27 protein-coding genes are annotated in these 24,743 nt (G+C 31.2%); 25 read left to right on the top strand and 2 right to left on the bottom strand.

Translation table 11 applies throughout. The features are described from left to right. Positions 1–8 precede the first annotated feature (8 nt). The 16 genes from AC5SLW_RS04870 (at position 9) to msrB (ending at position 16,623) form a co-directional block, all read left to right on the top strand. A complete protein-coding gene (locus tag AC5SLW_RS04870) occupies positions 9–194 on the top strand; it encodes a DUF2065 domain-containing protein (protein ID WP_271479618.1) in 186 nt (61 codons plus the stop codon). 1 nt (position 195) lies between these two features. Beyond that, entirely contained in the window at positions 196–1,608 is a 1,413-nt protein-coding gene (locus AC5SLW_RS04865) for a Do family serine endopeptidase (protein ID WP_018414328.1), read from the top strand. Positions 1,609–1,610: 2 nt separating this feature from the next. Then, positions 1,611–2,552, top strand: a complete 942-nt coding sequence (miaA, locus tag AC5SLW_RS04860) for a tRNA (adenosine(37)-N6)-dimethylallyltransferase MiaA (RefSeq protein ID WP_018414327.1) — start codon at positions 1,611–1,613, stop codon at positions 2,550–2,552. Between the two features lie 19 nt (positions 2,553–2,571). After that, entirely contained in the window at positions 2,572–4,338 is a 1,767-nt protein-coding gene (locus AC5SLW_RS04855) for an acetolactate synthase 3 large subunit (RefSeq protein ID WP_494574771.1), read from the top strand. After that, positions 4,339–4,887 (top strand): acetolactate synthase small subunit, encoded by a 549-nt coding sequence (gene ilvN / locus AC5SLW_RS04850; protein ID WP_006997908.1) that lies wholly within the window; start codon positions 4,339–4,341, stop codon positions 4,885–4,887. A gap of 20 nt (positions 4,888–4,907) precedes the next feature. Further along, positions 4,908–5,927 (top strand): ketol-acid reductoisomerase, encoded by a 1,020-nt coding sequence (ilvC, locus tag AC5SLW_RS04845; RefSeq protein ID WP_006997909.1) that lies wholly within the window; start codon positions 4,908–4,910, stop codon positions 5,925–5,927. A gap of 105 nt (positions 5,928–6,032) precedes the next feature. Further along, positions 6,033–7,595, top strand: coding sequence for a 2-isopropylmalate synthase (locus tag AC5SLW_RS04840; RefSeq protein WP_494574769.1), 1,563 nt, complete (start codon positions 6,033–6,035; stop codon positions 7,593–7,595). Between the two features lie 5 nt (positions 7,596–7,600). Then, positions 7,601–8,638, top strand: coding sequence for a rod shape-determining protein (locus AC5SLW_RS04835; protein WP_006997911.1), 1,038 nt, complete (start codon positions 7,601–7,603; stop codon positions 8,636–8,638). 5 nt (positions 8,639–8,643) lie between these two features. Beyond that, entirely contained in the window at positions 8,644–9,495 is an 852-nt protein-coding gene (mreC, locus tag AC5SLW_RS04830; RefSeq protein WP_494574767.1) for a rod shape-determining protein MreC, read from the top strand. Next, complete coding sequence (locus tag AC5SLW_RS04825; RefSeq protein ID WP_011282344.1) at positions 9,492–10,013, top strand: hypothetical protein; 522 nt, start codon at positions 9,492–9,494, stop codon at positions 10,011–10,013. Before mreC ends, AC5SLW_RS04825 begins: the two co-directional genes overlap by 4 nt. Further along, positions 10,003–11,970: a penicillin-binding protein 2 gene (gene mrdA / locus AC5SLW_RS04820; protein ID WP_494574765.1), complete on the top strand. Its 1,968-nt coding sequence runs from the start codon at positions 10,003–10,005 to the stop codon at positions 11,968–11,970. The genes AC5SLW_RS04825 and mrdA overlap by 11 nt, the downstream gene beginning before the upstream one ends. Then, complete coding sequence (gene rodA, locus AC5SLW_RS04815; protein WP_494574763.1) at positions 11,971–13,092, top strand: rod shape-determining protein RodA; 1,122 nt, start codon at positions 11,971–11,973, stop codon at positions 13,090–13,092. A 68-nt stretch (positions 13,093–13,160) separates the two neighbouring features. After that, positions 13,161–14,402, top strand: coding sequence for an NAD(P)/FAD-dependent oxidoreductase (locus tag AC5SLW_RS04810; RefSeq protein WP_006997916.1), 1,242 nt, complete (start codon positions 13,161–13,163; stop codon positions 14,400–14,402). Next, positions 14,403–15,302 (top strand): DMT family transporter, encoded by a 900-nt coding sequence (locus AC5SLW_RS04805; protein ID WP_006997917.1) that lies wholly within the window; start codon positions 14,403–14,405, stop codon positions 15,300–15,302. It abuts the gene before it with no gap. Further along, a complete protein-coding gene (locus tag AC5SLW_RS04800) occupies positions 15,295–16,245 on the top strand; it encodes a D-2-hydroxyacid dehydrogenase family protein (RefSeq protein WP_020169650.1) in 951 nt (316 codons plus the stop codon). Before AC5SLW_RS04805 ends, AC5SLW_RS04800 begins: the two co-directional genes overlap by 8 nt. A 3-nt stretch (positions 16,246–16,248) precedes the next feature. Beyond that, complete coding sequence (msrB, locus tag AC5SLW_RS04795) at positions 16,249–16,623, top strand: peptide-methionine (R)-S-oxide reductase MsrB (RefSeq protein ID WP_271479639.1); 375 nt, start codon at positions 16,249–16,251, stop codon at positions 16,621–16,623. 1 nt (position 16,624) lies between these two features. Here msrB and grxC read toward each other — a convergent pair whose 3' ends face one another. Together grxC and AC5SLW_RS04785 are read right to left on the bottom strand one after the other, a co-directional pair. Further along, positions 16,625–16,879: a glutaredoxin 3 gene (grxC, locus tag AC5SLW_RS04790; protein ID WP_006997920.1), complete on the bottom strand. Its 255-nt coding sequence runs from the start codon at positions 16,877–16,879 to the stop codon at positions 16,625–16,627. Between the two features lie 3 nt (positions 16,880–16,882). Next, complete coding sequence (locus AC5SLW_RS04785; protein WP_271486317.1) at positions 16,883–17,179, bottom strand: TIGR03643 family protein; 297 nt, start codon at positions 17,177–17,179, stop codon at positions 16,883–16,885. Between the two features lie 133 nt (positions 17,180–17,312). Between AC5SLW_RS04785 and AC5SLW_RS04780 the strand changes: the two genes are divergently transcribed. The 9 genes from AC5SLW_RS04780 (at position 17,313) to glaH (ending at position 24,726) form a co-directional block, all read left to right on the top strand. Further along, entirely contained in the window at positions 17,313–17,927 is a 615-nt protein-coding gene (locus AC5SLW_RS04780; RefSeq protein WP_494574759.1) for a LysE family translocator, read from the top strand. 90 nt (positions 17,928–18,017) lie between these two features. Then, a complete protein-coding gene (locus AC5SLW_RS04775) occupies positions 18,018–19,259 on the top strand; it encodes an amino acid ABC transporter substrate-binding protein (protein WP_006997923.1) in 1,242 nt (413 codons plus the stop codon). Positions 19,260–19,327: 68 nt separating this feature from the next. Then, on the top strand, positions 19,328–20,221 hold the full coding sequence (locus tag AC5SLW_RS04770; RefSeq protein ID WP_006997924.1) for a branched-chain amino acid ABC transporter permease: 894 nt from the start codon (positions 19,328–19,330) through the stop codon (positions 20,219–20,221). Then, positions 20,221–21,273 carry a branched-chain amino acid ABC transporter permease gene (locus AC5SLW_RS04765; protein ID WP_006997925.1) on the top strand — a complete coding sequence of 351 codons (1,053 nt, stop codon included), beginning with the start codon at positions 20,221–20,223 and terminating at the stop codon, positions 21,271–21,273. Before AC5SLW_RS04770 ends, AC5SLW_RS04765 begins: the two co-directional genes overlap by 1 nt. Then, on the top strand, positions 21,273–22,013 hold the full coding sequence (locus AC5SLW_RS04760; RefSeq protein ID WP_006997926.1) for an ABC transporter ATP-binding protein: 741 nt from the start codon (positions 21,273–21,275) through the stop codon (positions 22,011–22,013). Before AC5SLW_RS04765 ends, AC5SLW_RS04760 begins: the two co-directional genes overlap by 1 nt. After that, the gene (locus AC5SLW_RS04755) at positions 22,013–22,798 is read left to right on the top strand and encodes an ABC transporter ATP-binding protein (protein ID WP_020169637.1); all 786 of its coding nucleotides are present in this window, start codon (positions 22,013–22,015) and stop codon (positions 22,796–22,798) included. The genes AC5SLW_RS04760 and AC5SLW_RS04755 overlap by 1 nt, the downstream gene beginning before the upstream one ends. Next, positions 22,798–23,502, top strand: a complete 705-nt coding sequence (locus AC5SLW_RS04750) for an AzlC family ABC transporter permease (RefSeq protein WP_006997928.1) — start codon at positions 22,798–22,800, stop codon at positions 23,500–23,502. Before AC5SLW_RS04755 ends, AC5SLW_RS04750 begins: the two co-directional genes overlap by 1 nt. Continuing rightward, positions 23,492–23,815, top strand: coding sequence for an AzlD domain-containing protein (locus tag AC5SLW_RS04745; RefSeq protein WP_006997929.1), 324 nt, complete (start codon positions 23,492–23,494; stop codon positions 23,813–23,815). Before AC5SLW_RS04750 ends, AC5SLW_RS04745 begins: the two co-directional genes overlap by 11 nt. Then, entirely contained in the window at positions 23,815–24,726 is a 912-nt protein-coding gene (gene glaH / locus AC5SLW_RS04740; RefSeq protein ID WP_020169636.1) for a glutarate dioxygenase GlaH, read from the top strand. The genes AC5SLW_RS04745 and glaH overlap by 1 nt, the downstream gene beginning before the upstream one ends. Positions 24,727–24,743: the final 17 nt, after the last annotated feature.

Genomic DNA, 24,743 nt, shown 5'->3' with positions numbered 1-24,743 from the left:
CTAAAATAATGAGAGAGCTAATTATAGCTTTTGGACTTTTTCTTTTTATAGAAGGAATTTTATATGCCTTATTTCCATCAAAAATGAAAAGTATGTTAAAAAAAATGGAGATGATAAAAGATTCACAATTAAGAAGTGGTGGGTTAATTTTTGCAGTTATAGGTTTTATAATTATTTGGTATATAAAAAGTTAAAATGAACAGAATTAAAAAATTATTTATTATATTTTTTGCAATAAGTTTTGCATCACAAGGGTTTGCAAAAGACGCACCAGCTTCATTTGCGGATCTGGCAGAAAAATTAATGCCATCTGTTGTAAACATTTCTACAACGACAACAGTTACTACAAATTCTAATCCATTTCCTGGTTTTCAGTTTCCCCCAGGATCACCTTTTGAAGATATGTTCAAAGAATTTGGAACACCTCAAACAAGGAAGTCTGCTGCACTAGGTTCAGGATTTATAATAGAAGAGAGTGGAATTGTAATCACTAACAATCATGTTATTCAAAATGCAGAAGATATTTTAGTTCGAGTTGATGGTGATAAAGAATATAAAGCGACGGTTGTTGGTGCTGATCCCTTATCTGATATTGCAGTCCTTCAAATAAACTCAAAAGAAAAATTTACACCAGTCAAATTTGGAAATTCTGATCAAGCAAGAATTGGTGATTGGGTTATCGCAATCGGCAATCCCTTTGGCTTAGGAGGAACGGTTACTGCAGGAATAATATCAGCAAGAAATAGATCAATCGGACTGTCTCGTTATGAAGATTACATTCAAACTGATGCATCAATAAACTCAGGAAACTCAGGCGGACCTTTATTTGATATGAATGGTGATGTAATTGGAATTAACACAGCAATTTTGGGTAAAGGTGGCTCTATTGGGATAGGTTTTTCAATACCATCGAACGATGCAAAAAGAGTTGTAAATCAATTAATAGAATTTGGTGAAACTAAAAGAGGATGGCTGGGCGTTAGAATTCAGGTAGTTTCTGAAGAAATTGCTGAAGTTGAAAAATTAGATGAACCTAGAGGAGCATTAGTTGCTAGTGTTGCAGAAAATAGCCCATCTGACAAAGCAGGAATTAAAGCAGGAGACATTATATTAGAGTTTAATAATACTAAAATTAAAGAGATGAAAGAATTACCAATAATTGTTGCGCAAACAGAAGTTGGTAAAACTGTAGATGTTAAAATCTGGAGAAATAAAAGAGAGATTACTAAAAAAATTAAACTAGGAAGGCTTGAAACTTCAGAGGATTTTAAAGTAGAAAAAAAAGAAACCAAAGAAGAAACACCTGAAATTTCTGAAATTAAATCTTTAAAAATAATTGTAAGACCATTGAATGATGAAGATATTGAGCAAAGAAAATTACCCAATCAAACAACAGGTTTAGTTATAACAAATATTGGAAAAAATAGCCCAATAGATTATTTAAATGTTGGAGATGTTATTGTTGAAGCTCAAAAGAAAAAAATAAAATCTACTAAAGATCTTGAAGATATTGTAGGCACTGTTTTAAAATCTAATCAAAAAACTATTTTGATTGTAATTTACAATAATCAAAACCAAAGAAGATATATTGGTGTTAAGCTAGATTAATAATGGACAAACAGTCCAAAATTATCTTAATTTCAGGACCGACTGCATCAGGTAAATCAAATTTTGCTGTTAAGATTGCAAAAAAAATTGAAGGAGAAATCATCAATGCTGACAGTATGCAGGTTTACAAAAAATTAAAAATATTAACTGCAAGACCCAACAAGCAAGAACAAAAAAATATTAAACATCATCTATATGGATTTGTTGATTTAAATGAAAAATTTTCAACTGGACAATGGTTAGAACTAACAATTAAAAAAATTGAAAATATTCAAAAAAAGAAAAAAATTCCAATTTTAGTTGGTGGAACAGGTCTATATTTTCAATCATTAATCAATGGACTAGTTAAAATTCCAGAGATACCTCTTAAGTTTAGAAATAAAGTTAGACTAATGTCTAAAAAAGAAGGACAAAAAAAATTTTATAAAAAACTTTTAAAACTTGATCCTAAAATCAAAGACAAATTTGATCCAAATGATACTCAAAGATCCATAAGAGCTTATGAGATTAAATCTTATACAAATATATCTATGTATGATTGGTTAGCTAAGACTAAATCTGAATTTAATGATAGTGACTTTTTAAAACTACATATTGATACAAAAAGAGAAAAGCTTGTTGAAAAAATTAATTTAAGAACTTCTAGCATGCTAAATAATGGAGCCATTTCTGAAGTTAAAAAATTTCTTAAACTAAAAATTAAAAAAGATCAGAGTGTAAACAAGGTAATTGGGATTGCCGAATTGACACAGTATCTAAATGACGAAATTACCTTGGATGAAGCAGAAGAGTTAATATCAATTAAAACAAGACAATACGCTAAAAGACAAGCGACTTGGGCAAGAACTAGGATGACATCGTGGATTAAAATTGATTCAATCAAATTAGATGGTTATATAAAAAAATTAAAAAAATCTTCTCTTAAACTTGACCAATTAACATAAAGTCCGATAGATTGCCTGGATGCCAAAATTATATTCAGGAGCAGAGATAGTATTCAAGTGTCTTGAAGACCAAAAAGTTGAACATATTTTTGGATATCCAGGTGGAGCAGTTCTTCCTATCTATGATGAACTAAAAAATCATCCAACTATAAAACATATTTTAGTTAGGCATGAACAAGGAGCGGGTCATGCTGCAGAAGGTTATGCAAGATCAACTGGAAAACCAGGTGTTGTATTGGTTACTTCAGGACCAGGTGCAACAAATGTTGTAACTGCATTAACCGATGCATATATGGATTCAGTTCCTCTAGTTTGTATTTCAGGACAAGTACCTACACACTTAATTGGAACAGATGCTTTTCAAGAATGCGATACTACAGGAATTACAAGACCTTGCACCAAACATAACTGGTTAGTTAAAGATATAAATGATTTACCAAGAATTATGCATGAAGCCTTTGTGGTTGCAACAACAGGAAGACCAGGACCAGTATTAGTTGATATTCCAAAAGATATTCAATTTGCAAAAACAAAATACTCAAAACCAAATAAAGATAAAAAAGTTGTTACTAAAAATTTAAATAGATTTAATCAAAAAGACATAGATCAACTTATTGATTTAATGAGTAAGTCTAAAAAACCAATATTTTATACTGGTGGTGGAGTAATTAACTCAGGACCCAAAGCAAGCGAATTGTTAAGAGAACTAGTTTCTTTAACAGGGTTTCCTATAACCTCAACTTTACAAGGCCTAGGTGCTTATCCTGGAAATGATAATCAATTTTTAGGAATGCTTGGAATGCACGGAACTTATGAAGCTAATAATGCAATGCATGACTGTGACTTATTAATTAATATTGGTGCAAGGTTTGATGATAGGATCACAGGAAAAATAGATGAATTCTCTCCGAAATCAAAAAAGGTTCACATTGATATAGATCCATCCTCAATCAATAAGATAGTTAAAGTTGATTTATCAATAGTTGGTGATGTATCGGATGTAATCAGTTCAACGACCAAGACATTAAAAAAGAAAAAATTAAATCTAGAAAAATCTAATAAACAAAAAATTTCAAACTGGTGGTTACAAATTGAAAAATGGCGGACTAAACAATCTTTAAGTTTTGTGAACAGCGATACAATTATTAAACCTCAGTATGCAGTTCAACGATTGTACGAATTAACAAAAAACAGTGACACTTATATTACAACTGAAGTCGGACAGCATCAAATGTGGGCAGCACAGCATTATAAATTTGATAAACCTAATAGATGGATGACATCTGGGGGTCTTGGAACTATGGGTTATGGATTACCAGCAGCTATTGGTGTTCAGGTAGCTCATCCAAAAAAACTAGTGGTAGATATAGCAGGTGAAGCCTCAATTCTTATGAATATGCAGGAGATATCAACAGCAGTTCAGTATAATTTGCCAATAAAGATATTTATTTTAAATAACCAATATATGGGAATGGTTAGACAGTGGCAGGAGCTACTACACGAAAAAAATTATTCTGAAAGTTATTCAAAAGCTCTACCAGATTTTGTTAAATTAGCAGAAGCTTATGGATGTGTTGGTATTAGAGCAAAAGATCCAAGTGAATTGGATGAAAAAATTGAAGAAATGATTAACACAGATAGACCTGTTATTTTTGACTGTCTTGTAGATCAAGGAGAGAATTGTTTTCCAATGATCCCATCTGGAAAACCTCACAACCAAATGCTTTTAGGTCCAAAGGATCAGGATGCAAATAAAATTACAGGAAAAGGAAAAGCGTTAGTTTAAATGGTAAAATCTAAATCCGCATATAGCACACCGAGTAAATCTGGAAAAATTGATACACACATTATTGTTGTATGGGTTGATAACGAAGCAAGTGTTTTATCAAGAGTGGTAGGGCTATTTTCAGGTAGAGGATATAATATTGAATCTTTAGCAGTTGCTGAAATTGACCATAAAAAAAATCTTTCTAGAATTACTATTGTCACAACAGGGACACCACAAGTTATAGAACAAATTGTATTGCAGCTTAAAAAATTAGTTCCAGTGCATAATGTTGTTAATTTTAAAAGAGAAGATAAAAAAGTGATATTTAAAGAAATGGCACTATTAAAAATTGTTGCAAATTCTATCAAAATTAAGAAAGCTTTAAATGCTTGTAAAAAGTATAATCCAGTTATATTAGATCAGACAAATAAATCTGCTGTAATTCAAATAACAGCTTTAAGAAGAGAAATAGATAGTATGATAAAGAATTTAAAACCACTTGGTCTTGTCAGTGCCTCAAGAACGGGAGCGGTAGCAATGACTAGAGGTGCAGAAATTTTAAATTAATTACCAATAGGAGAAAAAAAATGAAAATGTTTTATGAAAAAGATGCAGATGTAGATTTAATTAAAAGTAAAAAAATAGCAATTTTTGGTTATGGAAGCCAAGGTCATGCACATGCACTAAATTTAAAAGATAGTGGAGCCAAAGAAGTTGTTGTAGCGCTTAGGGATGGATCAGCAAGTAAAGCAAAAGCTGAGTCAAAAGGATTAAGAGTTATGAATATGTCAGATGCTGCTGAATGGGCAGAAGTTGCAATGATCTTAACACCTGATGAATTGCAAGCTTCAATTTATAAAAATCATATTGAGCAAAGAATCAAACAAGGAACAAGTTTAGCTTTCGCTCATGGATTAAATATTCATTACAAGCTGATTGATGCTAGAAAAGATTTAGATGTATTTATGGTTGCTCCAAAAGGACCGGGTCACTTGGTTAGAAGTGAGTTTGAAAGAGGTGGTGGAGTTCCATGTTTATTTGCAGTTCATCAAGATGGAACAGGTAAAGCAAGAGACCTCGCATTATCATATGCCTCAGCAATAGGTGGGGGGAAATCTGGTATTATTGAAACTACCTTTAAAGATGAGTGTGAAACAGATTTATTTGGTGAACAATCAGTTTTATGTGGTGGATTAGTTGAGCTAATTAAAAATGGCTTTGAAACCCTAACTGAAGCTGGCTATGAACCAGAAATGGCATACTTTGAATGTCTACATGAAGTAAAGTTGATAGTAGACTTAATTTACGAAGGAGGAATTGCTAATATGAATTACTCAATTTCCAATACAGCAGAGTATGGAGAGTATGTATCTGGTAAAAAGGTTGTTGATAGTGAGAGCAAGAAAAGAATGAAGGAAGTTCTAGCTGATATTCAATCTGGTAAGTTCACAAAAGACTGGATGAAAGAGTGTGAAGGTGGCCAAAAGAACTTTTTAAAAATGAGAAAAGATCTTGCGGATCATCCAATTGAAAAAGTTGGTGCAGAACTTAGAGCCATGATGCCTTGGATTGGTAAGAAAAAATTAATAGATAGTGATAAGAGTTAATTTTTACTAAAAACCTAAATCGATCATAAATTATAAACAAAATATAACATTTATTTTGCAATCTCTATTATAGATTGTATTATAGATTTTCTAAAATTATTGGTTATGAGCGACAAAGATAAAATTTTTATATTTGATACTACGATGCGAGATGGTGAGCAGTCACCTGGTGCATCAATGAGTCTTGAAGAAAAAATTCAAATTGCAAGAATTTTTGATGAATTAGGTATAGATGTAATTGAAGCTGGTTTTCCAATTGCATCCCCTGGTGACTTTGAGGCGGTAACTGCGATAAGTAAAATTCTAAAAAATTCTATTCCCTGTGGATTATCAAGAGCAAGTAAAAAAGATATAGATGTATGTCATGAAGCATTAAAAGCTTCCCCTAGATTTAGAATTCATACTTTTATTTCAACAAGTCCATTACACATGAAGCACAAGTTGAATAAATCACCAGAACAAGTTTTAGATGCAATTAAAGAAAGTGTAACTTATGCAAGAAATTTAACAGATGATGTTGAATGGTCATGCGAGGATGGCACAAGAACAGATATGGATTATATGTGTAAGTCAGTTGAGCTTGCAATCAGTTGTGGCGCTAAAACAATAAATATTCCAGATACTGTTGGTTATACAATTCCAGCTGAATTTACAAAAATAATTACAACTTTAAAAAACAAAGTTCCAAATATAGATAAAGCTATTTTATCTGTTCACTGTCATAACGATTTAGGATTAGCTGTTGCAAATTCTTTGGCTGGAGTTCAGGCTGGTGCAAGACAAGTAGAGTGCACTATAAATGGTATTGGAGAAAGAGCAGGTAATGCTGCACTTGAAGAAATTGTAATGGCGATAAGAACAAGAAATGATTTAATGCCTTTTACAACAGGAATTAAAACTGAATTATTAAGCAAAGCTTCAAAAGTTGTCTCTAATGCAACGTTTCCAGTTCAATTTAATAAGGCAATTGTAGGAAAAAATGCTTTTGCACACGAAGCAGGTATTCATCAAGATGGAATGCTTAAAAATAGAGAAACTTATGAAATTATGACACCAGAGAGTGTGGGGGTTAAGAAAACATCTCTTGTTATGGGAAAACATTCAGGACGACATGCATTTAAAGAAAAATTAAATGATCTTGGTTATGCAGATGTAACTGATGATGTAATTCAAACAGCTTTTGGAAAATTTAAGATTTTAGCTGATAAGAAAAAACATGTTTATGATGATGATATTGCAGCACTAGTTGATGATAGTTTGGTTTTAGATAAATATATGATTAATTTAAAATCATTGAAAGTTTTTGCAGGAACAGGTGAACCTCAAAAAGCAGAAATGACACTAGATGTTTATGGAGAAGTTAAAAAAACATCTGAAACAGGAGATGGACCTGTAGATGCTATTTTTAAATGCATCAAAGTATTATATCCTCATGATGTAAAATTGTTATTGTATCAAGTTCATGCAGTTACTGAAGGAACTGATGCACAAGCTACAGTAAGTGTTAGAATTGAAGAAGAAGGAAAGACTGCAGTTGGACAAGCTGCGGATACTGACACATTAGTAGCATCAGCTAATGCTTATTTAAGTGCTTTAAATAAAATGATTATTAAAAGAAAAAAAACTGCTCCAATGGAGCATGAAACTCAAAAAGTGAAAGGTATATAACTAAGATGGCTAATTGGTTTAAAAATTTAAGTAGTATTTGGAGTCAAGATATGGCGATTGATCTTGGAACTGCCAACACACTTGTTGTTTTAAAAGGGCAAGGAGTAGTTTTAAATGAACCCTCTGTAGTAGCCATTGCTGATAATAATGGAAAAAAAACTGTATTAGCTGTAGGTGACGAAGCAAAAACGATGCTTGGAAGAACACCTGGCAACATTAGTGCTATTAGACCTTTAAGAGATGGAGTGATTGCAGACTTTATAGTTACTGAGGAAATGATTAAACATTTTATAAAAAAAGTTCACAAAAATAAAACTTTTGCAAACCCAAGAATTTTAATTTGCGTTCCAACAGGGTCAACACCTGTTGAAAGAAAAGCCATTCAAGATAGTGCGTTAGCGGCGGGGGCCAGAAGAGTTCAGTTAATTGAAGAACCTATTGCTGCAGCAATTGGTGCAGGTCTTCCAATCTCAGAAGCAACAGGATCAATGGTTGTTGATATAGGTGGAGGTACTACGGAGATAGCCGTTATGTCACTAGGTGGTCTTGTTTATTCTAGATCTTTAAGAGTTGCTGGAGATGCAATGGATACAGCATTAGTTAATTATATGAGAAAAGAATATAATTTAATGATTGGAGATAGTACTGCTGAAAAAATAAAAAAAGAAATTGGTACTGCTATACCATCGAACAGCAATACTTATGCTGTTAAAGGTAGAGATTTAAGATCAGGAACACCTAAAGAAGTAAATATTACTGAAGAAGATACAGCGGAAGCTTTAAATGATATTTTAAAAGAAATGGTAAATGGGATAAAAGATGCTCTGGAAAATACCCCTCCTGAATTGTCAGCTGATTTAGTAGATATGGGTTTAACGTTAACAGGCGGTGGAGCTTTATTAAAAAATATTGATAAAAGATTCTCAAAAGAAACTGGATTGCCAGTTTTTATAGCAGATGATCCTTTAGCATGTGTTGCTATTGGTACTGGAAAAGCTCTAGAGCAAGAAGAAACATTCTCTACTATGCTATCTGAATATTAGAAATAATGGAACCAAGCAGAGATGATTTTGTAATTGCATTAAGATCTGCTTTTTTAAAAAAAGGAACACAGCAAAGATTCTCATTATTAAGTTTAATATTTTTTTCTATAGTTTTTTTAATTTTGGGCAGTTTTAACTTTAAAATTATAAACTATGTAAAAGCAGGCATTAAGGAAGTAGTTTATAGATCGTCTTTTATAGTTTCTGTGCCAGAAAATTTATTAAAAGATAGTTATCTTGCAATCCAAAATCATAAAAAACTTTATAAGGAAAATGAAAAAATTAAGTCTGAACTAGAGATTTTAAAAGCCAAAGATTTATTAAATGAATTTATAATTTCAGAAAACCAAAGATTAAAAAATATTGTTGATGATCATTTGGTTAAATCAGACACTATAATTGCTAAAGTTTTAAGTGATAAAAGTAGTCCTTACTTAAGATCAATCATCATTAACAAAGGCAGTAAACATAAAGTAAACCTTGGAATGGTTGTAATAGATGGTGAATATCTTGTTGGAAAAATTGTTGAGGTTAACTATTCATCATCTAGGGTATTATTACTTTCAGATTTGAATAGTAAAATTCCAGTCATAGTAGAACCGAACACAGTAATTTCTATACTTTCAGGGATGGGTAAAGATTATGGGGTAATTCAGTATAGCAAAAAATATGAGGATATCAAAAATGAGTCTGTTATTTACACTTCTGGAGCAGGCAGCTTATTCAAGGCTGGAATACCTATAGGAAGAATGAATATTAATAACTTGAGTGATGAAAAAAAAGTAGATTTTTTTTCAGATTTTTCTCAATTAAAATTTGTAAAAGTTGTTTCATTTAAAAAAAGTGAGAACAAATGACAGGGTTAAGAAATAAAAATTTTATTAGAATAATATTATTAAAAGTACCCGTAATTTTACTTTTTGTATCTGTTTTAAATGATTATGATTTTAATTATTCAGGTTTAAAATATTTTTCATTTAATTTTTCATATATTTTAATTTTTTACTACAGTCTAAAAAAAACTGAAAGTTTAGGATATACTTATATTTTTATTGCAGGTTTGTTTAACGATGTTGTGATAGGAACTCCAATTGGATTAAGCAGCTTAATGTATCTAATACTTTGTGTAGCAGCATCCTATCTTAGAAATATCACTTTAAGACCAAGTTTACTAAAAGATGGTATATTTTTTCTTTTAACAATTTTAATTATAAATTCATTATTGTTTTTATCTTTAAAATTTATTTTTAATTATGAGTTAAATTATTTTGACCAAATAATAAATATGGTATTCACTTTTTTGTTTTATTTTTTATTTTCAAATTTATTTAATTTTTTTGAAAATTATGTAGTGAGAAATAATAATGCTGGGTGAAGATTTTGGTGTAAAAAAAGTTCAAACCATTAATAGAAGAATGTTTATTATTGGTGCTGCTAAGATTATTGTATTTACTGGAATAATAGCTCGATTATTTTCATTACAAATTACAGAGAATAAAAAATATTTAACTCTATCTGACAAAAATAGATTACGTGAATGGAAATTACCTCCAATTAGAGGTGAGTTTTTAGATTATTTTGAAAATGTTATTGCCGGTAATTTAAAAGTATATCAACTTCATGTTACTCCTGAAGAAGTAGAAGATTTTAAATATTTGATGGTAAGGTTAAAAGAAATTTTAAATATTAGTAATAATGATTTTAAAAAAATAATAGACCAAAAAAATAAACAAAAACCTTGGGAAACTATAATCATTTCTAAAAATTTAACATGGGAGCAGTTTACAAAAGTCAATTATTACTTGCACGATTTAGTAGGAGCCAAACCAGTTCTATCTGTATCACGAAACTATCCCTTTAGTGAAAGTTATACACATGTCTTGGGCTATGTTAGTGAAGCGAGTGAAAAAGATATTCTAAATAATGAAATTATAAGAAGTACACATGTACCAGGTCTCAAAGTGGGAAAAAATGGTTTAGAAAAAACTTTTGAAGATGAATTAATTGGTACGAATGGTATCCAAAGGTATGAAGTTAATGCCTATGGAAAAAGAATTAGCCAACTTGATCATACCGATGGATTAAATGGCAAAACAATTAAACTGACAGTAGATACAGAAATTCAAAAGTTTTGTAATGAGCTTTTAAAAGGTGTAGCTGGCTCAATAAGTGTAATGGATATTTATACGGGTGAAATAGTTGCTATGCAGTCATCACCATCATTTGACCCTAATTTATTTCTTTTTGGAATTAATCAAGATGACTGGCAGTTAATTAGAAACAATCCATTAAAACCATTAGTTAATAAAACTTTATCTGGTTTGTATTCACCAGGCTCAACATTCAAACCAATGGTAGCTTTATCAGCACTAGAAAATAAAATTATTGATGAAAATTTCAAAGTTAACTGTACAGGAAAAATTGAAATGTATGGACAAACTTATCATTGCTGGAAAAAAAGAGGACATGGCATTGTAGATTTAAAGGACGCAATGAAGCAGTCTTGTGATACATATTTTTATGAGATTGCGAGAAAACTTGGTGTAGATCGATTAAAAGAAACATCTATAAAATTTGGCCTTGGTGAAAAAGTTTTAAATGAAACATTTAGTATTGAGAAAAAAGGGTTAATTCCTGACACCAAATGGAAAAAAAATAATTTAGGAAAAGGTTGGGTTATAGGTGAAACATTAATCACAGGTATTGGACAAGGCTATACTCAAACAACACCTCTACAATTATGTCAAATGACAGCTCAGCTTGCAAATGGAGGATTTAAGATTTATCCAAAAATAATAGTAGAAGAGGATAGTAAAACTGTAGATGAAATTAGATTCATAATGAATGAAAATAGAAGACAATTAAATAAAAAAGACAGTGGATTAAAAGATACAACAGAAGAACTTTTAGGGTTTTTAGATAAAAAGGAACATGAAACTTTATTTAAAAGTTCTAAAAATATAAACTTAGTTTGTGAAGCGATATTTGCATCTACAAATGAAGTCAGAGGGACTTCTTACAATTCACGTATCGAAGATCCCAAATACCAATTTGCTGGAAAGACAGGAACATCACAAGTTAAAAGAATAACTGAAGCTGCAAGAGAACTTGATTTAAGTACCTCTGAAATTCCATATAATGAGAGGGATCACGCTTTATATATAGCGTTTGGTCCATATAAGAATCCAAGATACGCATTAAGTATTGTTATAGAGCATGGTGGATCAGGTAGTTCAGCTGCTGCACCGATTGCAAAAAAACTGTTTAAATTAATTATAGATAGACATGAGCTAAGAGAGAAACAAACTAAACAAAATGATTTAAAAATATAAATGCAATACAATTCATTTAATACACAACCCACTTTTTTTCAAAAATTAAGAAATTTTGATTACATTTTATTAATTTGTATTTTATTGCTTGGGTTAATTAGTGCTTTGTCCATGTACTCAACCGATGGGGGGCAAATCTTATTTCATAGCAAAAGTCATATTTCAAAATTTTTAATTTTTTTCACAATGATGATTTTTATGTCATTTTTTAATATTAAATTTTGGCATTACTTTGCTTACTTTTTTTATATTGTAGTTTTATTTTTTCTAGTCTGGGCTTCCTTGTATGGCATTAAAGCTTCAGGATCACAAAGATGGATCAATTTATATTTTATTAATTTACAGCCATCTGAATTAATGAAAATTGCAATAATAGTATGCCTTGCTAAATATTATCACCGTATACAATTGAATAAAGTTAATAGTTTTCAAGTTATGTTTGTTGCTTTGGTAATTTTAATTTTACCAATCATGCTTGTTATTACTCAACCTGATTTGGGAACTTCAATTTTAATTGCTTTAAGTGGATTAGTTGTCATTTGGCTTGCAGGAATTAATATTAAATATTTTGTTTATTCTTTTATAGCTTTATTAATTTCAATGCCTTTTGCTATTGCTTTTTTACAGCCTTATCAAAAGCTTAGAATTTTGACTTTTCTTAATCCAGATAGGGATCCTCTAGGTGCAGGTTACCAAATTATTCAATCTAAAATAGCAGTTGGATCAGGAGGTTTAACTGGCAAAGGTTTTTTAAAAGGCACTCAAAGTTATTTAGAATTTTTACCGGAAAAACATACAGATTTCATTTTCACTTTATTTGCTGAGGAACATGGTTTTTTAGGTTCCCTAATTTTATTGTTAATTTATATAATCATTATTTATAGAGTATTAAGAATTGGTGCAATCTCGAGGAGTTATTTCGCTAAACTTTTTTGCTACGGCTATGGGTCTGCAATATTTTTTTATGTAACAGTAAATATGTCAATGGTTTTAGGTTTACTGCCTATCGTTGGATCTCCCCTGCCAATTATGTCATATGGAGGGTCTTCAATGCTTGCAACCATGATTGGATTTGCAATTGTTATGAGTGCTAAAATTAATCATAAACAGCTAATAGCGTAAGTATTTTAATGTTTTACTTGTCTAATTTGTCGCGAGAATATTTAATTTTAAGAATTATATAAAGTGTCATGGAAAAAAATTTAAAAATTGGAATTGTTGGTGCTGGTATACAAGGTATTTCGAATGCTTTATTTTTACAAAAAAAAGGTTTTAGTGTAACAATTTTTGATAGAGATGAACCGGGAAGTCCTGCTGCATCCTACGGTAATGCAGGTCACTTTTCTCCATATGCATCTGTTCCTATAAACAGACCTGATGTATTAACTGATGTCCCTGCAATGCTTTTAAGTTCTACAGGTCCACTTGCTTTAAAATGGAACTATGTTCCAAAAATGATGCCTTGGTTTTTACAATTTATAAGAAACTGTACTACAAAAAGAATGATGCATACTGCTAAAAACATGCATCAAATTTTAGATTTAGCATTACCTGCTTATGATGAATTATTTGATGAAGTAGAGCTTGGAGGATTGGTTGAAAAAAAAGGTATTTTATATATTTGGAACGATCAAAGTTTAAAAAGTAGAGAACTAGAGATTAAAGTTAGAAATGAACTGGGGGTTGATCAACAAGTAATTACTCCAAAAGAAATTCATGACTTAGAACCGAATATAAAACCTATCTATCATGGAGGTGTTTATTATCAATATGGCAGACATGCGAGAAACCCTAAGAAAATTCTTTTAAAACTCTATGATCTGTTTTTGAAAAAGGGGGGTAAGTTTTTAAAAATGAATATTAAAGACATAAATTTTAATGATGAAAAGCCAGTTATAAAAGCTGAAACGCAAAGTTTTCTATTTGATAAAATTGTTATTGCCTGCGGTTCATTTTCAAAAAAATTAACAGATAATTTAGATGAAAAAATACCTCTTGATACTGAAAGAGGGTATCATGTGCATTTTAAAAATTGCGATCATCTTTTAAGTAGACCCGTAATTTTCCAAAATAGAGGATTTGGTATTACACCCATGGAACAGGGACTTAGAGTTGTAGGTACGGTTGAATTTGGTGGACTAGACAACCCATTATCAAAATCAAGAGTTAAAAATTTAATTAATAATGCAAAATACATGATGGGTGATTTACCCGAACATGAAGATGAGTGGCTTGGTTTTAGACCTACATTACCTGACTACTTGCCTGTAATAGGACCTTCAAAAAAATATAAAAATGTTTTTTATTGCTTTGGTCATCATCATTTAGGATGGACATTAGGACCTATTTCAGGGAAAATAATTTCTGGAATGATTGCTGAAGAAAATACAAACTTAGATTTAAAGCCATACAGCTCTCTTAGGTTTAGCTAAGTGATAAATAAAAATAATGTTGCTTATATTTTTTTATTTTTAGCAGCTTTATTTTGGTCAGGAAATTTTTTAGTTGGAAAATTTGCTAGTCAATATCAAGTACCTCCATTTTCATTAAATTTTTATAGATGGCTTTTTGCTTGGTTGATCTTAGCTCCTTTTACAATTCAAGAACTATTTAACAAAAGAAGTTATATTTTAGAAAATTATAAATATTACACAATTCTTGGAATAACGAGCGTCACTATCTTTAATTCAATTGTCTATTATTCTTTAAACTTTACGCAAGTAATCAGTGGAGTGTTGATGATATCAACAATACCAGTGATGATCATTTTCATTTCTTCAATTTTAAAAATTGAAAAAACTAATACTTTTCAAATAATGGGCGTTACATGTTCTTTTATTGGAGTTGTTTTAATTATAACCAAAGCAAATCTTGGAATATTAATGAATTTAGACTTTAACAAGGGTGACATCACTATGGTTTTTGGAATGCTTTCTTGGGCTACTTATTCAGCTCTTTTAAAGAAAAAAAAACACGAACTATCTCAACTAGGTTTACTAGAAGTAGTAATTTCATTTGGCTTTATTTTTTTAATACCAATTTACTTTATAGAGTATCAAATGGGCTTTAGAATTGTTTTAAATCAAAACTTTTACATGATTTTATTTTATGTAGTTCTATTTCCAGGTCTTGCTTCTTTTATTTTTTGGATAAAGGGAGTTGCTTTAATTGGTGCTAACAGAGCAGGTGTTTTTTTACATATGATGCCTATTTTAAGTGCAATTATGGCAATGATTATTTTTAATGAAAAATTTATGTTTTATCATATGTTGGGCGCAATATTTATTTTAACAGGAATTCTTTTATCAAATAGAAAGATTAAAAATGCTTAAAGTTGCTATCTTAGATGATTACCAAAACGTGTCTCACGAATTTGTTGATTTAAAAAAATTATCTGGCAAATATGAATTTAAAATATTCAGTGAACCCTTTGAAGATGAAGCAGATGCCATAGAGCAATTATCAGACTTTGAAGCATTATTGATAATGAGAGAGCGAACTCCTATTACTAAAAATTTAATCGATAATTTAAACGACCTTAAATATATCATTACCAGTGGTTCAAGAAATAAAGCAATAGACTTAGCTGCTGCAAAAAAGAGAAAAATTACAGTGTGTGGTACTGACATTGATTTTGCAGGCACAACAGAATTAACTTGGGGTTTAATTTTAGGATTAGCTAGAAATTTTAAAGAAGAAATTGACAATATGTACCAAGGTTACTGGCAAACCACTATTGGATTTGAGCTTAAAGGAAAGATTTTGGGGTTAGTTGGACTTGGAAGAGTTGGTTCACAAGTTGCTAAAATTGCTAAAGCTTTTGGCATGGAAGTTATGGCTTGGAGCGAAAATTTAAACTTGGATACGTGTAAAGAACTTGGTGTTCTTCCATGTAGTAAAGAAGATCTATTTCAAAATTCTGATTTTTTATCGATCCATGTACAAGGTGGAGAAAGATATAAAGAGTTAATAAAACTAAAAGAGTTAGACTCAATGAAAAAAACTGCTTTTTTAATTAATACATCTAGAGGATCAATTATTAATGAAGATGATTTAATTATAGCATTATCAACCAATGTTATTGCTGGAGCAGGACTTGATGTTTATGAAAAAGAACCTCTGCCAGAAGGTAACAAACTAAGATTTTTACCAAATGCATTATTAATGCCACATGTTGGCTATGTAACAGCAGAAAATTATAGTATATTTTATACACAGATGATTGAAGGATTAGAGGCATGTGTTGCAGGTAAACCCTTAAGAGTATTAGAATAAACCATGACAAAAAAAATTAACAAAGACCTTACAGCTGAACAAAAATTAATTTTATTTGAAGATGGTACAGAAGCGCCTGGTACGAGTGAATTAAATCACGAGAAGAGAGAAGGAAGCTATCATTGTGCTAATTGTGGTGAAAAATTATTTGACTCAAATGCCAAATATGAAAGTGGTTCAGGTTGGCCTTCATTTTATCAATCGTTACCGGATGCATTTGAAACTAAAACAGATACTCTATTAGGTTATGAGCGGGTAGAATATCATTGCAAAAAATGTGGCGGACATCATGGTCATATCTTTGAAGATGGGCCTAAACCAACTGGTAAAAGATATTGTAATAATGGTGTTTGTCTGACTTTTAAACCTAAAAACTAGTTTATTTTAAAAGTTCTAGTAATTTATTTTCTTTTTCAAGAGCTCTAACATCATCGTAACCACCAATATGATTATCATCAAAAAAGATTTGTGGAATAGTTCTTTTTCCATTAGCTTTAGTAATCATTTCATCCATTGCTCCATCTACTGTTGCAATATTAATTTCTTTATATTCAACGTTGTTTCTAGCTAATAATCTTTTTGCTGCATCACAAAAATTACAAAGTGGACCTGTATAAATAGTTACATTTTTCATATCTTATAAATAATCATTCTTTTTAATTTTACTAGTAATTTCTTTTCTAGAGTATTCAAATTTTTTTCTATGTTTAATACTTTTTTGATTAACTCTTTTTCTCCACAATCTAAAAGAAACAGGCTTTATAGAACGCCTCATAATCTTGATTACTTCACCTTCTGTCTTTCCAGTTTTTTGCTCTATTTCTTCAAAGGTAATCCGGTCAGCCCAAGCAGCCCAGATGATCCAGTCAGGATCTGATATATGGGGTTCTGGATTTTTAACTCTAGTTATAGGGGTGTGACCTTTTTTTTTCATAAATCCTTTATTTTCATTATATTTAAAAAAATTGATTAATGCATTTTATTTAAGGTCATGGTATCTTCAAACTTAGATAGTCCATCTTAGCCATCTTTAGCTCCCGGTTTTTTTGGACTATCCAAACAACAAAATGCTTCCCTTAAATTATTTTCTTTTTTTACAGATTATTTTATTTTTATTTATCACTCCTGGTACACCTAGAATTGTAATCATTTCATATTCCATGAATTATGGAGTTCAAAAATGTATCTGGACAGCTCTTGGAGATGTTACAGCAAATATTATTCAAGCAACATTAGTAATTTTTGTTTTAGGATCTTTTTTTGTTGATAATCCAAACTTTCTAAATACTTTTAAGTGGATTGGTATAGCTTACTTACTTTATCTCGCTTATGATATTTATAATTCAAGACCAAAAGATATAAATTCAAATAATATTTCGTCAAAAAGCTTTTTTTCTTTTTTTAAAGATGGTTTTTTAGTTGCAGGAACAAGTCCAAAAGCTTGGATGTTTTTTCCTTTAATATTTCCACAGTTTATAGATTTTAATTCAAATTATATTGTCCAATTTTTAATTTTAATTACAACATATGCAGTTTTAGATTTTTTATCTTTAATTGCTTATGCTGTTCTTGCTAGAAAATTAATTGTTTGGATAAAAGCAAACCCAAAAGTTATTAATACAATTTCAGCGTGTGTATTGATATTAATCGCTTTAATCATAGCATTTATTCAAAACTATTAGGTCACACTTTTGTCTTAAGGACTTGCGTGTAATTACATTTAAGGGTTAAATATTTATTTAAATTTAAAAAACTAATAGAGGGAAATAAAAATGAAAATCAGAAATATAATTATTACTTTAGTTTCTGCAATTGCTCTTTTAATTTCAGCTTCAACAATATCTTTCGCGAAGGTTGTTGGGGATAAAATTATTTTAGGTGCAGCTATTTCATTGACTGGAAAATACTCGTCAAATGGTGTTCATACTCAAAACGGCTATAACTTAGCAGTTGACAGAATAAATGACATGGGTGGTATTAAAGTTGGTGGAAAAACTTACAAGTTTGAAATCATTTATTACGATGATGAATCAAACTCTGGAAGAGCAGCACAACTTGCAGAAAGATTAATTCAACAAGATGGTGTTCAATATATGCTTGGACCTTATAGCTCAGGCTTGACTAAAGCTATGGCTCCTGTAACTGAAAAATACCAAGTTCCTATGGTTGAAGCAAACGGTGCGTCTAGATCGTTATTCACTAAGGGTTATAAATATTTATTTGCAGTACTAGCTCCAGCGAACTTATATCTTGATGTAGCAATTGATCTTGCAGTTGAAAAAAATGGTGGAAAACCAGTTAAGATTGCAATGGCATTTGAACAAGACGCTTTTTCTCAAGATGTGAGATTAGGTATTCTTGATGCTGCTAAAAGAACAGGTTCTAAAATCATTATAGATGACAAGTTACCAAAAGAGCTTAACGATATGGCTGCTACTTTATCTAAAGTAAAAGCTACTAATCCGGACGTTCTTGTAGTTTCAGGTCATACTAAAGGTGCTTTGACAGCTGTTAGACAAATCTCAGAGATGAAAGTTGATGTGAAAATGTTAGCAATGACTCACTGTGATGCTGCTAAATTATCTAAGCAACATGGTAAAGCTTCTGAGTACGCGCTTTGTGCTTCTCAATGGCATAAGTCTCTATCTTATACGGATAACTTCTTTAAAGATGGTATGACGTATGATGCAGACTTTACTAAAGCTTTCGGATATGCACCGCCATACCAAGCTGCTGAATCTTCTGCTGCTTTATTAGTTTTTAAAGATGCGTTCGAAAGAGCACAATCATTTGATACTAAAAAAGTTAGAGATGCTTTAGCTGCAACTGATATGCAAACTTTTTATGGAAACATAAAATTTGCTGAAGGTGGTCAAAACGTATCTAAGCCAATGGTACTTTTCCAAGTATCATGTAACGATGATGGTAGTAAGTGTGAAAACAAAGTTGTTGCTCCTACAAAATGGGCATCAGCTGAGTTGGTACACCCAATTCCATCTTGGTCAAAAAGATAATACCTAATATGTAAAATGCTCCCTAGAAATAGGGGGCATTTTTTTATAAATAATAGAAAATAAAATTTATGGATTTCTTAATTTTCCAAGCCCCAATACTAATGGTCCAAGCTTCAATGGATGGAATACTACTTGGTATTTTATTTGCATTAATTGCTTATGGAATGGCTCTGCAGTGGGGAGTAATGAATATAATAAACATTGCTCAAGGAGAATTAGTAATCATGGGTGGATACATCGCTTACTTCATGTATTTATCAGGAATTCACCCAGCCTTTGGAGTAATTGTATCACCAATCATTATGTATTGTGTTGGTTGGGGAATGTACAAGCTTGTTATTAATAAAGTAGTAGACAAAGATTTATTTACATCAATTCTTGCAACTTTTGGAATTAGTATTTTAGCGCAACAATTAATGAACTTTGCATTTGGTGCCGATGTAGTTGTTGCTCAATCAAATTTTGGAACAACAATGTTGTTTGATAATTCAGTGACACTACCTAATGCTAAGATATTTTCAGGAGCAATTTGTGTGATATCGGCAATTATTCTTGTCATCTACATGAAAAAATCAAAATTAGGCAGAGCTATTAGAGCAACTGCTCAAAATGCAAGAGCTGCTAAAATTTTAGGTGTTGATACTGAAAAAGTTTATGCAGCAACTTTTGGAATAAATGCAGCACTATGTGGAATAGCAGGAGCATGTATTGCAATCACATTCACGTTGCACCCTTATACAGGACTACCTTACACAGTTAGATCTTTCATGATTGTAATTATTGCAGGACTTGGAAATTTACCAGCTGTTGCAATATCTGGTATGGGCCTTGGAATATTTGAGGAATGGGCAGATTATCTACTTGGAACAGAATTTAGAATAGCAGCTGTATTCTCGTTACTCGTATTAATCCTTGTTTATAGAAGATTTAAACTATCAAGAAAAAGAGAATATCTGAAATAATGAGTAAAAATACATTTCTATATGCAGGTTTAATAATTCTTGGTTTGGCTGGAGCATTCATATTCCCAGCTTATAAACTTCAGATGTCGTTTCTTTATATTTTAATTGTACTTGCGATGACTTGGGATGTTCAAGGAGGACAGATGGGTTACAACACGTTTGGTAATATATTATTTTTTGGTGTTGGAATGTATGTTGCTTCAAGCACTCAGATAGCAATGTTTTTTTCACTAGCTGAGTGGACAGATGCAGGGGGAGAAAAAACTTTTGTTCACACTATCCCACAATTTTTTCAAGGATTTGGAGTTGGAATATTGTTAGCTGGAATTATTCCAACAATAATTGCTGGAGTAATTGGTTATGGAATTTTAGGTTTAAGAGGACACTACTTTGCAATTTGTACATTAGCTTTAGGAATAGCTGCTGGTGAAATTGCTGGTGGAATTGAAATTATTGGAGCAGGACAGGGTATGACAGTTCCAGTTTGGCCAAAAGGTTTTGGAACGAATGCATCATCATCACAGTTTATGTACTATTTAAGTTTTGGTTTAGCAGTTGTAACTTTTATTACTTTAAAGTGGGCTTACAGCACAAGATTTGGATTAGTTTTAAACGCAATTAGAGACAATGAAGATAAAGCTGAAGCAATGGGTATTCATACTATGAGATATAAAATTATAGGTTGGATGGTATCAGCTTTCTTTGTTGGAATTGCAGGAGGACTAATGGGTCACATCAATGGCTATATTGAACCTACAGAAATCGCATTTGCAGGACCTACATTTGGAGTGTTCATGGTGTTAATGGCAATTCTTGGTGGTAAAGGAACTTTATGGGGACCACTAGTTGGTGCTGTTCTATTTCATTTATTTAAAGAAGGTTTTTGGACTTACTTCTTAGGCTGGCAGTATGTAGCTCTTGGAGTTTTAATTATTGTAATCGTTGTTTATTTTCCTGAAGGATTAATGGGATGGTTAAGAGAAAAATATCCTGAAAGATTTGGAGAAGTAATTGATGAAGCTGACCGAAAGGCACAGGTAGAATTAAAATAATGGCCATATTAGATATATCAAATGTAAGTAAATCTTTTGGCGGTGTTAAAGCCAACGTAGATATCTCTATGTCAGTTGAACAAGGTTCAATTGTAGGACTGATTGGTCCAAATGGTTCTGGAAAAACTACTTTATTTAACTCAATAGTTGGAACTTATCCAATTGATGGTGGATCAATTAAATTTAACGATAGAGAGGTATCTGAGTTACCAGTACCCGTTATTGCTAAACTTGGATTACTTAGAACTTTTCAGCAAACTCGAATTTATGGAAAATTAAACTGTATTCAAAATATGCTAATCAGCCACAAACCTGAAAACGATGGGATTTTAACAGTTTTCCAAAAAATACCTTCAGATTTAACTGATAAAGCAGAAACATTATTAAAGTTTGTAGGACTTCATCAAAAAAGAAAACTTAGAGCAGGAGATCTTTCTTTTGGTCAGCAAAAATTATTAGAACTAGCAATGGCCTTAATGAATGAGCCTAAAATGCTCTTGTTGGATGAGCCAACAGCTGGAATTAATCCAACATTAATTAATGGAATTATAGATCGTTTAATTAGTGTTAATAAAGATTATGGGATTACCCTGTTAGTTATAGAGCACAATATGAAAGTAATTATGAATTTAGCACAAAGAGTTTTTTGTTTAGCACATGGTCAAATGTTGGCAAACGGAACTCCAGATGAAATTAAAAATGATAAGCGTGTGCTAGACGCTTACTTGGGAGCACAATAATGTCAAATCAATATGATGTATTAGGAAAAGCACCAGGACCAGAAGAATTAAAAAAACTATCTCCAGACAATAACCACGTAACAATAAAAAAATTATCTGCTGGTTATGGTAAGATGGAAATTCTACATGATTTTGATTTATGTGTAAGTAAAGCTCAGTCGCTATGTTTAATTGGTCCAAATGGAGCAGGTAAATCTACGATCCTTCATTCTATTTATGGATTTACAAACATTTTTTCAGGACAAATAGAAATTGACGGTAAAGAAATTACTCACTTAACCCCAGCTGAAAAACTTAGGTCATGTGGAATAGCATATATCCTACAAGATAACTCAGTCTTTCCAGATATGACGGTTGAAGAAAATTTACTAATGGGTGGTTATGCTAAAGAAAATACGGACGAGTCTTATCAAGAAGCAGAAAGAATTTTTGAAAAATATGAAAGATTAAGAAATAGAAGAAATCAACCAGCAAAAGTTTTATCTGGTGGTGAAAGAAGACTATTAGAAATTTCTAGAGCACTAGTTATGAAACCTTCTGTATTACTTGTTGATGAACCTTCAATTGGATTAGAGCCAAGATATATAGATATGGTTTTTGAAATATTAAGAGACCTTCAACAAACTGAAAAGAAAACTATTATCCTAGTGGAACAAAATGCAAAAAAAGGATTAGAGTTTGCAGATATTGGTTATGTTTTAGTATCAGGACAAACTGCTATTGCTGGCAAAGGGGATGATTTATTAAAAAATCCTGATGTTGGTAGATTATTCCTTGGCGGTTAATGATTAATAAAGAATTTTTCTTTAAAGGTTTCAAATCTATTTTAGCTCCAGACAGTCCAGCACTTGCGTTAGGATGTTGCTTCATCGCTATAGGTGCACTTCTTAAAAATTTAGGATTTAATATTCAAGAAAGTATTTTTTCAACGATGCTTACTTATGCTTTGCCTGGATCATTAGTCATGGCTGAGTCGTTATTAGTTGGAGCGTCATTATTAAATATTTTTTTAGCTGTTTGGTTTGTTAATGCTCGTCTTTATCCAATGGCTGTTTCTTTGTTTCCATTAATGATGCATAAAAGCCAACCAAAATGGAAATATTACTTTTCATGTCATTTTATAGCAGTATCTGCATGGTTGATAATGAAGAGTAATTATAAAAGTATTGATAAAAAACATAGAATAGATTTTTGGATTGGAATTGGTTGTGCTACTTGGACTACTGCAGTAATAGGAACATTTATAGGTTTTTACGCATCTGATTATTTGGATAAAAATATGATGATGGGTTTAGCAATTTTAAATCCAATTTATTTTTTATGCATGATGGTAGGTGCAATGAAAACTATTCAAATTACAGCTGCAGTAATTTTAGGTCTGGTATTAGGACCAATTTTTTATTTTCTATCTCCAGAGTGGTCAATTTTACTGGGTGGGCTTGTTGGTGGAACAATTGCTTATTTTATAGGAGAACTAAATGTCAACTAGTGTATTTCTTGCAATCTTAGTCACGTCCCTTGCAACTTTCTCTTCAAGGTTTTTAGGTGCAATTTCTTCACAAGGAATAAAAGAAACTTCAAAATTATTTAAGTGGTTTAACTGTCTTGCCTACTCAACTCTAGCAGCATTAATAGCAAGAACAATTATATTTCCTGTAGGTGTTTTGTCTGATGCAAGTTATTTAAGTAGAGTAACTGTTGTTTTATTTTGTTTATTTATATTTTTTATATCTAAAAGAAATTTTGTTTATCCTACTGTTATTTCTGCTATCATGATGGCGCTACTAAGTAATTATCTCTAATGGAAAATATCTCTGGAATAACAATAACAGAACATCAAAATTCAAAAAGAATAATTGATATTAGAATTGAAGATGAAATTTTAGATAAATTAATATTTCCATTTAATAAATTTGATATTACTGCTTTAGAGTACAAACCATTTACTAGATTTACTATTGCCAAAAGTTTAGATGATTTAACTTCTAATAAATTAAGCAAATTACTTAATTCAATAATTAGAGACAGAAACACAGGTTGCTTTATAATAGGACCAAAAAATATAAGTCCAAAAATTAATGATACTTTTTTAGTTAAACTATCAACAGCAATTGCTTATTTAATTGGCAATCCAAACCATGACGCAATGGCTGGAAAATATTATGCAAGATTTTTCGTAAAGCACGAAGATAAAAGTGACTCGTATTTGAGAAAAGCCTACACAAATATGGATCTCCATACAGACGGGACATATGTCAAAGAGATCACAGATTGGCTGCTTATGACCAAAATTGAAGAACAAAATGTGCAGGGTGGAGAAACGGCAATGTTGCATCTTGATGACTGGGAACATTGTGAGGATTTATTTAATGATCCCATTGGAAAGCAAAAATTTGTATGGGGATCTCCTAAAAGTAAAAATATAGAATATAAAGTGGAGCATCCAGTTTTCACGACCGATGATAAAGGCAAGCCAAATATCTCATATATCGATCAATTCCCTGAGCCAAAAAATATGGATCAAGGAATTTTCTTACAAAGATTATCAGATGGTTTAGAGGAGAGTAAGAATAAGGTAATCACTAAATTAGGACCTGGATCAACTATTGTAGCTAATAATTATTTTTGGCTACATGGAAGAAAACCTTTTAAAGAAAATAAAGATTTAAGTAGAGAACTGTTGAGAATTAGAGGTTCTTTTTTTATTAATTAATTCACTAATATCACTAT

The organism is Candidatus Pelagibacter sp. PS_40 (assembly GCF_059417765.1).
The sequence above is the reverse complement of the archived record's forward strand: the minus strand, read 5'-3'. Positions and strand labels throughout refer to the sequence as shown.

Coding starts and splice junctions, on each gene's coding strand:
- AC5SLW_RS04765 (WP_006997925.1), top strand. CDS start 20,221: ATGAGTAAAAATACATTTCTATATGCAGGTTTAATAATTCTTGGTTTG.
- AC5SLW_RS04810 (WP_006997916.1), top strand. CDS start 13,161: ATGGAAAAAAATTTAAAAATTGGAATTGTTGGTGCTGGTATACAAGGT.
- glaH (WP_020169636.1), top strand. CDS start 23,815: ATGGAAAATATCTCTGGAATAACAATAACAGAACATCAAAATTCAAAA.
- AC5SLW_RS04760 (WP_006997926.1), top strand. CDS start 21,273: ATGGCCATATTAGATATATCAAATGTAAGTAAATCTTTTGGCGGTGTT.
- grxC (WP_006997920.1), bottom strand. CDS start 16,879: ATGAAAAATGTAACTATTTATACAGGTCCACTTTGTAATTTTTGTGAT.
- AC5SLW_RS04750 (WP_006997928.1), top strand. CDS start 22,798: ATGATTAATAAAGAATTTTTCTTTAAAGGTTTCAAATCTATTTTAGCT.
- ilvN (WP_006997908.1), top strand. CDS start 4,339: ATGGTAAAATCTAAATCCGCATATAGCACACCGAGTAAATCTGGAAAA.
- AC5SLW_RS04825 (WP_011282344.1), top strand. CDS start 9,492: ATGACAGGGTTAAGAAATAAAAATTTTATTAGAATAATATTATTAAAA.
- AC5SLW_RS04745 (WP_006997929.1), top strand. CDS start 23,492: ATGTCAACTAGTGTATTTCTTGCAATCTTAGTCACGTCCCTTGCAACT.
- rodA (WP_494574763.1), top strand. CDS start 11,971: ATGCAATACAATTCATTTAATACACAACCCACTTTTTTTCAAAAATTA.
- AC5SLW_RS04835 (WP_006997911.1), top strand. CDS start 7,601: ATGGCTAATTGGTTTAAAAATTTAAGTAGTATTTGGAGTCAAGATATG.
- AC5SLW_RS04770 (WP_006997924.1), top strand. CDS start 19,328: ATGGATTTCTTAATTTTCCAAGCCCCAATACTAATGGTCCAAGCTTCA.
- mrdA (WP_494574765.1), top strand. CDS start 10,003: ATGCTGGGTGAAGATTTTGGTGTAAAAAAAGTTCAAACCATTAATAGA.
- AC5SLW_RS04775 (WP_006997923.1), top strand. CDS start 18,018: ATGAAAATCAGAAATATAATTATTACTTTAGTTTCTGCAATTGCTCTT.
- AC5SLW_RS04865 (WP_018414328.1), top strand. CDS start 196: ATGAACAGAATTAAAAAATTATTTATTATATTTTTTGCAATAAGTTTT.
- msrB (WP_271479639.1), top strand. CDS start 16,249: ATGACAAAAAAAATTAACAAAGACCTTACAGCTGAACAAAAATTAATT.
- AC5SLW_RS04785 (WP_271486317.1), bottom strand. CDS start 17,179: ATGAAAAAAAAAGGTCACACCCCTATAACTAGAGTTAAAAATCCAGAA.
- miaA (WP_018414327.1), top strand. CDS start 1,611: ATGGACAAACAGTCCAAAATTATCTTAATTTCAGGACCGACTGCATCA.
- AC5SLW_RS04840 (WP_494574769.1), top strand. CDS start 6,033: ATGAGCGACAAAGATAAAATTTTTATATTTGATACTACGATGCGAGAT.
- AC5SLW_RS04870 (WP_271479618.1), top strand. CDS start 9: ATGAGAGAGCTAATTATAGCTTTTGGACTTTTTCTTTTTATAGAAGGA.
- AC5SLW_RS04755 (WP_020169637.1), top strand. CDS start 22,013: ATGTCAAATCAATATGATGTATTAGGAAAAGCACCAGGACCAGAAGAA.
- AC5SLW_RS04855 (WP_494574771.1), top strand. CDS start 2,572: ATGCCAAAATTATATTCAGGAGCAGAGATAGTATTCAAGTGTCTTGAA.
- AC5SLW_RS04800 (WP_020169650.1), top strand. CDS start 15,295: ATGCTTAAAGTTGCTATCTTAGATGATTACCAAAACGTGTCTCACGAA.
- AC5SLW_RS04780 (WP_494574759.1), top strand. CDS start 17,313: ATGCTTCCCTTAAATTATTTTCTTTTTTTACAGATTATTTTATTTTTA.
- mreC (WP_494574767.1), top strand. CDS start 8,644: ATGGAACCAAGCAGAGATGATTTTGTAATTGCATTAAGATCTGCTTTT.
- ilvC (WP_006997909.1), top strand. CDS start 4,908: ATGAAAATGTTTTATGAAAAAGATGCAGATGTAGATTTAATTAAAAGT.